The organism is Methylobacterium goesingense (assembly GCF_022179225.1).
In the GTDB taxonomy this organism is placed as follows: Bacteria; Pseudomonadota; Alphaproteobacteria; order Rhizobiales; family Beijerinckiaceae; genus Methylobacterium; species Methylobacterium goesingense.
The window spans coordinates 1-10,774 of the sequence record NZ_BPQL01000037.1; the positions used below are offsets into that span (position 1 = coordinate 1).

The following is a 10,774-nucleotide window of genomic DNA, read 5'->3' on the forward strand; positions in this document are numbered from 1 at the left end:
TGGATTTGAAAGCTTGCCTGAGGCTGCATCACGGGCGTGTGAAAAACCCGCCGCGGATTGCTCCGGGCGGGTGAAGGTGTTGCCGCAGATTGCCGGGGCGTTGGCAACTGAGGGCGTCTGCAATCTGGATTTGAAAGCTTGCCTCAGGCTGCATCACGCGCGTGTGAAAAAGCTACCGCGGATTTCTCCGGGCGGGCTGAGGATGACGTCGATGCCCCCAGAAAGGGACTGACTTATCTGAGCGGCTGCAGCAGGCGACGCAACTGCAGTTCCTGCTGGATCTGCTCCCGGGCCTCGGGCTTGAGTGCGTCGAGCTTAAGCTTTCGCTCAAGCGTTTCCGTAGTAGCACCCCCGTAGGGTCGCTTCGAGTTCCGGCGGATCCGCAAGAGTTCTGTAATGGATATCGTCACGCATACGTGATGAAGACCGTCAAGACGCTCGTCAATTGCCAGTAGACCATAAGCGAACGATAAAACCCGCCTCGGCTTACGCCGGGCGGGTGAGGTCATTTGCGCCCTCGGGAGGAAGGGGCCTGATTCGTAGCAGGTCAGGCCGATCCCGCTTCCATCAATTGTGGGATCATCCAGCGCAGCGGATACCTCGAAAGCATCGCCTTATTCGCCGAGCGTCTCTGAATCCGCCTTAGGCTCGGGCAGCTGACGTTGATCGAGATTTTGCGACTCAACATACTCGCTATGCCAGCCGCCTCGCCCCTCTATGATGCCATATTCCAAAAAATGCAGCAGTGGACAGACCCTGGCTTCTCGCACATCAGCATTCATAGCAAGATAACCCTCGCCGTCGAACCCTGCACTCGGCCTACGGCCTTCTTTCCATCCATGATGCAGATAATGTTCTAGGGGGCTTCCCTGGAAAACCGCAACATCTGGGTACTGTCGAAGGTACCAAGACTCATCAAATCCGTATAACGTAGATTTTGCTTTATCAGTCCAATTTTCATCCATCGGTACGCTTCTTATTGTTCATGATCGATTACAGGCGTCTGCCTAGCGCTTCAGGGATGCAGATCGCAAGGGGCGGTGGCCTCACAATATGTGGCATTCCCCATCGATAGCTGATCGTTAGAACGGCGTCCCCTCGACCTTAAACCGGATCACCGTCTCGTCGCGCGTCAGCGGCCAGAGGTACTGATGCACGAGGTTGCAGGAGTAGACCGGCACGGCGCGGTACGAGGCGGGCCCGGGCTCGAAGTAGCTCGGCACGTCCTCGACGAAGGTGACCACGTGCTCGCCCAGGCCCCGCGGCGGACGCTCGTAGTCGACGTCGGCCAGCCACTTCCGATGCGTGGCCGAATCGTACATCACCCGGTCCACGTGCCCCCGGCAGTCCCGGGTGTAGCGGATGGTCTGCCGGATGATGAGCTTGCCGCCCGGCTTCACGACCGGCGTCACCACCTCCGTGTTGAGCACGTCCACCGGGATGTGCCGGTCGGCCGCCCACCAGCAGATCATCGCCGAGGGGATCAGGATCGCGGCGCAGATGACGCCGAGGGCGAAGAAGCCAAAGAAGCGCAGGTTCATCCCTTGCCGCCCCGCACGATCTGGAAAAGGTCGATTCCGTTCTTGGCCGCCGTGACGACCAGGTCGAACGCCGTCGCGGCGGTGACGAAGCACCAGGCCAGTACCTTCGCCGCGGTCCGCGAGGAGGTGACGAACTCCACGGCTCCGTCGAGGCTCTTGAGCTCGCGCGGGTTCTTCTCCGCGATCCAGGCCACGGTCTCGGGCCGCAGCTTCAGGATCGCCTCAAGCTGCTTCACATCCTCAGCGCTGACGGACGAGAACCACGCCTCCAGATGCGCGTGCATCTTGAAGGAGGGCTCCGGTGGTGCGCGCGGCGGTCGGTAGCCGCCTGTCGGTATGAAAGGCCCGAGGTCGCATTCTTCGTTGGGGTCCGGGAACATCGCCCGGACGCCCCGCTTCGGCTGCTCCCGATATTGGCCCTGGATGTCGAGCCATTCGGCAGCCGTGTACCGTCGTTCTTCGGGAGCCATTGCATCTCACAGGTCCGAGGCGCGGATCGGCGGCGGGCCGGGCTACTTCAAGCGCACCGCAGCGATCGCCGGCAGGAGGGTGTTCCCCTCGTTCGCATCGTCTTCGAGGTTCAGCTTGCGGAAGACGATCTTGGCCAGCCCCTCCGGGCCACCGGCCGCCTCCATGGCCTTCGCGGGGGCGGCGTCGATGCCGTACTGCACCGCCTTGGCGATGACGGCCGAGCCGACGTTCACCGACAGCTTGGCCTCCTTCACCGCGCCTGGGATGGCGTTGATGGCGAACTCGGTAGCGGCGTTGCCCAGCTGCTCGACGCGCCGCTGCGTCAGGAACAGGGCGGCCATCGGGTAGGTCCGGCGCAGGGCTGCGATGACGTAGGCGGCCACGGCCGGGATGACGATCGTCAGCAGGATCTCCCGCACCATCTCGATCCAGGGGGCGGCCGAGAGAGCGACGGTGGTGTCCTCGGCGGCGAAGGCCGGGGACAGCGACAGGACGCAGGCGAGCGCCAGCGCCGCGAGCAGGAGCATGCGGGTCATGGTGGATCTCAATGTCAGGGGTTGCGCGGCGGGCCCGGCCGGCTCGGGATTTGATCGCCATTTGATCGAAGCGCATTTTGCGCAGCCGGATCAGACGCTTGGTTCTTGATGGGGTTTTGATCGCTCACCAGTTTTCGAGGATGCTGATCAGCAGCGGGCGGATCAGAAAGCCGATGACGATGCCGGCGACGAGGGCTGATCCGATCGCCGGGCCGAGCGCAGCCAGGGCCAGCGCCAGGGCGGCCCCGGCGGCGAAGACGATGAGGGCGGGCATGGCGGTCCCCCTCAGCCGAACCAGGGGCGCATGAACCAAGACGCGAGGCGGGTACCCAAGCCGGGCTTGGCCGGGGCCGGAGCGGTGCTCGGACCGGGTAAAGCCGGCGCTGGAGCGGCCACGGAACCGCTGGCGCGCGGCGCGGGGGCAACGAGCGGGCCGGCAGGCGCAGCGGGCGCCGGCAGCGGCGACACGGCGACGGGCGGGACCGGCAGCGGCGCGGCCGTGGCCATGGCCAGCGCTTCCTTCAGCACGCCGTCGCAGCGTGCCGTCCAGCCCTTGCCGAACGTCGGCCAAGTCGAGAGCCGTCGGAGAAAGGTCATGCGGTCGGCCATGATGCGCTCGATCGTGGCATCGACCGGCCGATTCGCGACGTTGGCCAGGGTGATGGAGCCGATCACGCCATCGTCGGCCACGCCCACGGCACGCTGAAGCGCCATGGCGGCGCGCTTCGGCCCCGAGTTTACCGCGAAGTCGAAGACGGCATAGTCGAGCCCGGCCGGCAGTTCGTCGGCCCGGATCGCGGCCCAATAGTTCTTCCGGTAGATCGGTGCGACCGTGGCTCGGGTGAGCGCCTTCACATCCGCCTTGGTAGCCGTCCGGCCGAGCCAGGACGACAGGGTGCCGATGGTGACGCCGAGGTTCGTCGCGCCGCCCGGGTCCTTCGGGTGATCGACGTACCCGCCCTCGTGCTTGAGGACGAGCGGAAGCGCCCGCTCGAAGTTGGCTGCGGCCATGATGGTCTCCAGATTGTCGGAATGGAAAGAATCGCTCGGCAGAATGCCGGAGAGGATCAGCGCTGCCCCCTCAGGAGCCGGACGGATGTCGAACGAGACCCCTAGCAGCGCGGTGGCGGTGGTCCGGCGTGAGCGGCCAGCGTTGTCAGCAGACCAACTGTACGACCCCTACTTCCCCTCCCGGCCTGCAGGCGCGAGCCGGGTGCAAGCCACGGTGATCTCGGGATCATGGGGTAAAACCGATTGCCATCCGATAACATCAGAGGCTATGGGGCCGAACGAGCGTATTAGAGTTTCAGCAAACGGACTGATCATAGCGAATGTCGACGCCACTTCGGAAGCAAAACTACGTAGATGACCTACAGCCCTACGCTCGGCCGGACATTGAGGCCCCAGATAACTACGTACCCCCGCTGTCAGAAGACTGCGAAGTGGAAGCGCCCGTTTCGCAACCCATGCCTGTGACATGGGTGCGTGATCCATATGCTCCGCGGCTGACGCATCCTGGATTTTGAGGAGTCGTGTCAGGCTTGGGCCGGGTGGCGCTTCGTACGGCTGTGGCTTGACCGAGCTATTGGTCTAACGGAGGAGTTTGGGGTTCGATTTCTAGGGGACCTTATGATCACCATCGAAGAGGCGTTCGACAGTACCAGTCGGCTGTTCATTCGGGCGGATCAGCACGTCGAGCAAATCGGCATCGACACGCGAGCCTTCACGGATTCCGACCCCTATGAAATCATCCTTGAGCACGATGAAGATAGAGGAGACTATGTCCATAAGGCCCGCATTGTTCGCGCTCCGATAAGCGATTTCAGTGTGCTGCTCTACGAAGCCGTCAACGCCTTTCGATCCTGTCTCGACCATTCTATCTACGCGAGCACCCGAGTCCTGCTTGGCCGCGAGCCAGAGCGGCCAGACCTTTTGGAATTCCCTTTCGGGCGCGATGAAAAGGACGCTAGGAGAAAGATTAGGCCCAAATCGGAGGCTGACCCGGAAATCATTGAACTGGCGATGTCGTTCCGGCCCTACGTAGGTGGGGATGATCTTCTCTACTCCCTCGATAAAATGAGGAATATCAAAAGTCATCGCACTTTGATTGACTGTGCGCTTGATGTGAAGGGTCTTACCGTGATTGGCGGCACATTCGTTAGCGCCGGTCCCCATCCGGCTCTTTCCACCTTCCGACCATTCTGGGATCACTCCAAGAAGGAGCTGGTACTCTTCAGATCGGGCCAGCCGGTATCTGAGTACAATGTCGAAATCTCCACGCGAGTAGTATTCAGCCAGGCCTCCCCTTCGCCCGGAGAAGATATCTACAGGCGCCTCTATGCAATTATGCGCAAAGTTCAAGGCATCCTGGTGATCATTGAGGCTGAGACTGACCGTATTGTAAGATCTCGTCCGTTGGCGATCTAGCGTAAACATCTTGCGCCCCTAACCGGATGACCTAGTTGCAGGTTGCCTGTAGGTACTGGTCATGCACCTCGGTGCTGCCGTCCGTTGTGCCGCGATAGGCCTGGACGGTCACGCGGTAGGACCCGCCGATCTGGAGGTTGCGAGCGACCAGCCCGATCTCACCGCGCTTGCGCAGGGTGTTGGGCACGGCCACCTCGCCGCGGCTCGGACCGAACGCCAAGACGGCACCGGTCGCGAGATCGGTGAGCTTGAGCCTCGCCAGACACTGGATCGCCATGCTGCCGTTCTGGAAGAAGGCGAGGTCGGCCGTGGCGCTGAGCGTGCGCCCCGTGGCGACGAAGTCCGTCTGCAGGAAGTCTTCGTAGTCCCCCATGATCGTGAAGTTGGTGGGCGCGGCCTTGGCCGCCGAGAACGGGCCGGCATCGGCACGGTTCGGGTCCAGGATCTCGAAGACCAGCCCGCGCGTGGCGACCTGACGGACGCGGAGCAGGCCCCGATCCGCGCCTTTGGTGAGCACGCCCGGCGTGGCACCGACACCGAAGATGTCGCCGACGACGGAGGTGGGCAGGGCCGAGAACAGGAGGTGCTTGTCGTTGATCCAGCCGGTGCGCTGGAAGCGGATGCTGTCGCCGGGGATCGCATCGTCAAGCGCGAAGCCAGCGAAGCGGTTGATCGTGTCGGCCCCCGTCATCTGGCGAACGTGCTTGCCGACCCAGGCCAAGGGCTGACCCTTCAGGATGGTGGCCGTGTCGACGTTGAGGCCGTTGCCCTCGCGGTCCGGCTGATAGACCGGGCCCCGGTTCTGGTAGGGCTTGGCGAGACGGAACATGCGCCCGCCCGTGCTGCCGCCCATCGCCGTGGCGAGCTTCGCGTTCAGGTCGCTGATGACGCCGCTGTTGCTGAACTGGTTGTAGTTCTTGTCCGCCGTCAGCGTGATCGCGGCGCCGCCGTCGAACACGAGCGTGCCGCTCAAAGGCGCCGCGCTGAGATCGCCGAGCCGGGGGCCGAGACCGACGCCGGGGTCGGGCTCGCCGTCCTGCACCTCCACTGCATGGAAGCTGTAGGCCACGGCCGGATAGTCCGCCGCACCGCGCCGCACATCCGGGTTCGGGCCGAACAGCGCCTTGAACAGGGGGCCGTCGAACGCCACCGCCGAGGTCGGCCCCGCCACCGATCCGAGCGCAAGGCACGAGACGTTGCAGGTCGCGACCCAATCGACCGGCGAACAGCCTTCGAGCGAGACCCGGTAGCCGTAGCGGTTGGCCCGGTGGTTCTCCAGGAGCACGCCGGGGATAGTGTAGACGCAGCCGAGGTTGACGAACCCTGCGAGCGTGACGCCGCGCGCCGTGATGGTCGAGAGCTGGCCCGACCCCATGCTGGTGGCGTCGATGCAGGTGCCGTCGTCGTTCGTCGCGGTCAGCGAGCCGCCCTCGAACAGCGCGCTGGCGGGCTCGTTCCAGTTCGTGTTGTCGTGGCAGCCGAAGGCCGAGGTCGGGCTGAGTGCCGTGCAGGACAGGAACGTCTGTCGGTTGCCGGCATGGTGTCCGACGCCGATGGCGGTGGTGTTGGCCCAAGTCGTGGCGCCCCGGTGGATGAAGACGCAGCGCAGGAAGTCCTGGACCGCCCGCTCGCGCGAGTTGCCGCTTTCCAGATGGCCCGGGTAGCGGATGTTCCGCCCCTCGAACCAGAGGTCGCTGAAGCGCCCGCTGGTCTTCAGGTTGAGGATCTGGATCTGAAACTGGTTCGCCTGGTTGTCCGGGAACAGCCCGAGCAGCTTGTTGGCCTCGGCCCCGCCGACGCCCGCGATGTTGACGAAGTTTGCCGGGTCGATCGACGCCGTGGGCGTGCAGGCCTGCACGTCGCCCCCGCGCACGAACACGGTGTTAGGCTCGTCGGCCGAGGCGGCGAAGCGCACCGCGTCGACTGCTGCCCGGACGCGCAGGAAGTCGGTCGAGCCGTCCGCCGCCACCGTGACGTTGTCGCGGTAGGTCGGGCGGTGCTGCATGCGCGAGCGCACCGCTTCCTCGTAGCGCTGGACCTGGGCCGAGGCCGTGGTCGTGCCTGGCGTCGAGACGATATCCATGCGGATCTGGCGCAGGGCGACGATCTTGATGGCCGGCACGGCCACCGAGCCCTCGGCCACGCCGAGATAGTAGGTCAGCGTCTTGGCGCCGAAAGCGATCGTGACATCACCCGCAGCCTCGTAGACGCCGGCCGAGACGCGCCTGAGGGTGAAGATCCCGCCAGCGCCCTGCGACCCGTCGAGGTAGTCGATCGTCACGCCGTAGGTGTAGAGGATCGTCGTGGCCTCGATGTCCGAGGAGGCCTGAAACACGAAGCGCGGGTGGACGACGGTCCCGACGTCGAGGCCGGTCAGCGGCAGTTCCGTCGCCACGACCGTGCCCTTGCCGCTGGACCCGGCCGGGATGCGAAAGCCGCGCCCCTGGAACGCAGCCGCGGCGCCGTTGGCCAGCGACAGGTAGAAGTTGGTCGAGACGCTGATCAGTTCGCCCACGGCCATCGGCAGGGGCGCCAGCCGAGTGTCGAGCACGTCGGTGGTGCCGGTCGCGTCGGAGACGAACCACTCGGTCGAGATCAGGGCCATCGTGACATCGGCCGCGACCGGCGCCGTCGTGCTGCCGACCAACCCGATGAGATTGATCTGGGTCTCGGTGCCCGTCAGGACCACGCTGCCCTCGAGGCAGAGGGTATCGAGGGCGATCGCGTAGGCGCGCACCGTCACCGGGTTGGCCGAGCCATCGCCGACGAACACCAGCGTTCCGTTGCCGGCCGCGTCCTTGACCGCGTTCAGGATGTCGATGGAGGTGCGGAAGGTGCCGACGAAGGTCGCCGGACGCCCGGCCCGCAGGACGGCTTCGCCAGGCTTGAGCACACAGCGCGCGCGAACCTGCGTGTTCCGCCCCGTCTGTCCGGCCGGGATGCGGAAGCCGCCGCTCTCCTCCGTTGCCCCGACCGTCGAGAACCCGTCGAAGAACTGGGCTCCGTTTGAGATCGCGGTGAAGGGGCGGTTAGCCAGCGTGAACTTCGGGGCCGCGAGCGTGCGCGCCGTGGTCTCGCCCGCCTTGGCGCGAATGATTTCCTGCGTGATGGTGCCTGCCGCAGCCTCGAGCGTATTTCGAAGTGCAGTAAGATCGGCACTGCTTGCGCCGCCAGGGGCGCCGGTCCCGACCGTGGCGACCCTGAGCCCTTTGCGTCCCTTGATCACCTGGGGGGCGCCCGGGCCGACGATCACGATCGACGAGGCCGCGCCGGTCGGATCGGGACTGGCGGCGATGTCGACCTTCGCCCAGACGTCGCTGCGCAGGGAGATCAGGAGGCCGTCGATGTTCGGGGTCGTCGGCTGGGCCCCGGGCGCCGTTGCCGACGTCGTCACCGAGAGGACTGAGCCACCGAGCGGAGTGCGCTGGCCGGTGCCCTCGGCAAGGCGTGCGAACTCGATCTGAAGCGCCATCTCAGGCTCCCTTGGCGATGCTGGCGAGGATGCGGCCGTAGGCGACCATTTCCCGGGCGCCGGGGTGGTTCTTCTTGCCGGCGACGCAGAGGGTGCTGCGTGCGAGGCCGAGGGGGCCGAGGCTGTCGGGATTGCAGATCAGCCCGGCCGGCACGTAGGCGACGCCGCCGGTCTCATCGTTGACGCACTCGGCGGCGCGAACCTTATCGTTGTTCGAGTCCCACCAGTCCGACAGGTCGGCGATCTGCCCAACCTGCGGGGTGAGCGGGATCATCATGTCGATGACCTCGCCGCCGAACCCGCGAAGCTGCCGGAACAGCGAGACGCACTGAAGCTCCAGGGCCGGGTTGCCGATCGCGTTCATGCCCGGATTGGTCAGGAACAGGTCGGCGCCCGTGGCCTGGTAGGCGGCCAGCATCTCGGGCGAGTTGCAGCCCGGCGCGACCTGCCCCGCATCTGATCCGCCGACGGCGAGGTTCTTGATGATGACGGTCGAGTTCGAACAGGCCTCGATAGCGGCCTTCAGGTGCCAGATCCATCCGATGTGCATGTGGATCGGGCCATCGCCGTCGCCGTGATCGTAGCGCGGCAGGCTGTCGATGAAGTCCTGCCCGACCCCGTTCCCGGCCAGATAGATGTTCGGGTTGTCCCGACTGGGTCCATTCGCGACGGTCCACTGCGCCTGCGTCTGGCCACCCTGCGCCTGGATACTGTCGCCGACCTGGCAGATCGTGATCGTCTCGCCCGCGCGCATCTTTCGGAGCAGGTTCGGGAGGCGTGCGCGCATCTCCCTGTTCCAGGCCAGGAACTCACCCTCGGCGCCGACACGCACTCCGTCGCGGTGTTCGTACATGGGCACGAGGTCGATGCCGTTCGCAGCCGTCACGTAGACGTTGTAGAGGTGGACCATCCCAGGCGGGACGCTGGGTAGGTACTCGGCAACGTCCTTGCCGCGCTCCGACCCGGCGGTGTTGCCGAGTTCGCCGGTCTGAGGGTTCATCCAGAGGGCGTCGTAGCGGGTCTGGTCGGCCGTATAGGTGACGCGGCAGACGACGTTCCCGGAGCCGGCGTTGGGATTAAAAATGTCCCCGGCCGCATAATCGACGACGTAGTCCGTGCCCTCGGTACGCGGCGCCCCGTCGCTGTTGCGGACCACGCTGACGTTGCGCACGTACTCGTGGCCGAGGGCAAGGCGCCCGGCCTGGATCGGCAGTGTCATCGTGCGGGTGACGGTGCCGGGCCGGCCAAAGCTGACCAGTTGCACACGCTGCGCGTTGGTGGGGTCCGCCAAGATCACCGATGAGCGACCGTGATCGAGCCGCAGTTCCGGGATCAGCGCGGACAAGCCGGGCCAATGAAGCTTCTGCTGACCGACTGCCGAGACACGCTCGATCAGAGGCCCGTCAAGATTGCTGTCGGGTGCGCCGACGCTTTCCCCGATCTCATAGGCGATGGGAGAGTTCTGAACGCCGTTCCAGTTGCTGCCGACCCGCACCCACCCGTAATCGCGCGGCGAAGATCCGGCGACGGGCTCGCCCTGCGCGATGCCGAAGGACGACGGGCTGCCGTTGGCCAGGAAGGCGTAGACCACGAAGACATAGGCGCTGCCCGCGGTCAGCGTGCCGAGCCCGGGCGTCAGGAAGGTCGCGCGCTGGACGCGGGTCGGATGCGCGGGGTCCTCTAGCACGTCGGCGGCGGCATAGTCCGTCAGCGGGTAGACCAGGGCGCCCGATCCCGGCGGGGAACTGTCCACGGCAGACGCGGCGACCTGGTAGACCTGCAACTGGAAGCGCGTGATGGCGGGTGCTGCGCCGAGCCCCTGGAGAAAGGTGGTCAGGGAGGCCGCGTCCGGGATGTCGCGCGCCGGTGCAAAGACCGGGGCCCAGGCCTCGAACGTGCCGTCGCGGACGTAGAAGCCGCCGTTTTCCCGGCGGGGGCGCGTGAAGGCCGGGCGGATGCGGCGGCCCTGCGCAGCGGCGAGGGTCGAAAGGCCGGTGTCGACTGCCTTGGCGCGGATGATCTCGGCAGCCAGACCCGCTTCGACCTCCGTCAGGTGCAGATTGCCGTTCGAGTCCAGCGTGAAGCCGTGCGCCAGTAGGGTCGCGAGCACCGCCGGCGCGCTGGCCCCGCCGCCTTCCGTCGCCAGCGCGAGAACGCGCGCGATGAAGATACCGAGGCTCTGCCGGCGCAGGGTCTGCTGCCCGCCGATCTGCGCATGGACGATCACCTCCACGGCCGGATTGGAATCGTCCAGCGGCAGGTTGATCGTGCGGATGCCGTTCTCGGCCATGGGCGGTTCCCAGCACTGGAGAGGGCACCGGAGGGCA

At 65.6% G+C, this 10,774-nt stretch carries 10 protein-coding genes; 2 read left to right on the plus strand and 8 right to left on the minus strand.

Annotated elements, in window-relative coordinates; translation table 11 throughout:
* Positions 1 to 232, plus strand: a 232-nt coding sequence (locus MFF30_RS07875) for a hypothetical protein (protein ID WP_238278476.1), incomplete at its 5' end; no start/stop codon positions are given.
* Between the two features lie 382 nt (positions 233 to 614).
* On the opposite strand, the gene MFF30_RS07880 is transcribed toward MFF30_RS07875, so the two are convergent.
* The 6 genes from MFF30_RS07880 to MFF30_RS07905 all read right to left on the minus strand — a co-directional run bounded on the left by MFF30_RS07880 (position 615) and on the right by MFF30_RS07905 (position 3,559).
* Positions 615 to 965: a hypothetical protein gene (locus MFF30_RS07880; RefSeq protein ID WP_238278478.1), complete on the minus strand. Its 351-nt coding sequence runs from the start codon at positions 963 to 965 to the stop codon at positions 615 to 617.
* A 117-nt stretch (positions 966 to 1,082) separates the two neighbouring features.
* Positions 1,083 to 1,541 carry a hypothetical protein gene (locus MFF30_RS07885; protein ID WP_238278480.1) on the minus strand — a complete coding sequence of 153 codons (459 nt, stop codon included), beginning with the start codon at positions 1,539 to 1,541 and terminating at the stop codon, positions 1,083 to 1,085.
* A complete protein-coding gene (locus tag MFF30_RS07890) occupies positions 1,538 to 1,825 on the minus strand; it encodes a hypothetical protein (protein WP_238278482.1) in 288 nt (95 codons plus the stop codon). Before MFF30_RS07890 ends, MFF30_RS07885 begins: the two co-directional genes overlap by 4 nt.
* A gap of 228 nt (positions 1,826 to 2,053) precedes the next feature.
* Positions 2,054 to 2,548, minus strand: a complete 495-nt coding sequence (locus MFF30_RS07895) for a hypothetical protein (protein ID WP_238278485.1) — start codon at positions 2,546 to 2,548, stop codon at positions 2,054 to 2,056.
* Positions 2,549 to 2,672: 124 nt separating this feature from the next.
* Positions 2,673 to 2,822, minus strand: a complete 150-nt coding sequence (locus MFF30_RS07900; protein ID WP_238278487.1) for a hypothetical protein — start codon at positions 2,820 to 2,822, stop codon at positions 2,673 to 2,675.
* Between the two features lie 11 nt (positions 2,823 to 2,833).
* Positions 2,834 to 3,559: a glycoside hydrolase family 108 protein gene (locus MFF30_RS07905; RefSeq protein WP_238278489.1), complete on the minus strand. Its 726-nt coding sequence runs from the start codon at positions 3,557 to 3,559 to the stop codon at positions 2,834 to 2,836.
* 618 nt (positions 3,560 to 4,177) lie between these two features.
* Between MFF30_RS07905 and MFF30_RS07910 the strand changes: the two genes are divergently transcribed.
* Positions 4,178 to 4,975 (plus strand): hypothetical protein, encoded by a 798-nt coding sequence (locus MFF30_RS07910; protein ID WP_238278491.1) that lies wholly within the window; start codon positions 4,178 to 4,180, stop codon positions 4,973 to 4,975.
* A gap of 31 nt (positions 4,976 to 5,006) precedes the next feature.
* On the opposite strand, the gene MFF30_RS07915 is transcribed toward MFF30_RS07910, so the two are convergent.
* On the minus strand, positions 5,007 to 8,447 hold the full coding sequence (locus tag MFF30_RS07915; protein WP_238278493.1) for a hypothetical protein: 3,441 nt from the start codon (positions 8,445 to 8,447) through the stop codon (positions 5,007 to 5,009).
* Position 8,448: 1 nt separating this feature from the next.
* Entirely contained in the window at positions 8,449 to 10,737 is a 2,289-nt protein-coding gene (locus MFF30_RS07920; RefSeq protein ID WP_238278495.1) for a hypothetical protein, read from the minus strand.
* Between the last annotated feature and the right edge of the window lie 37 nt (positions 10,738 to 10,774).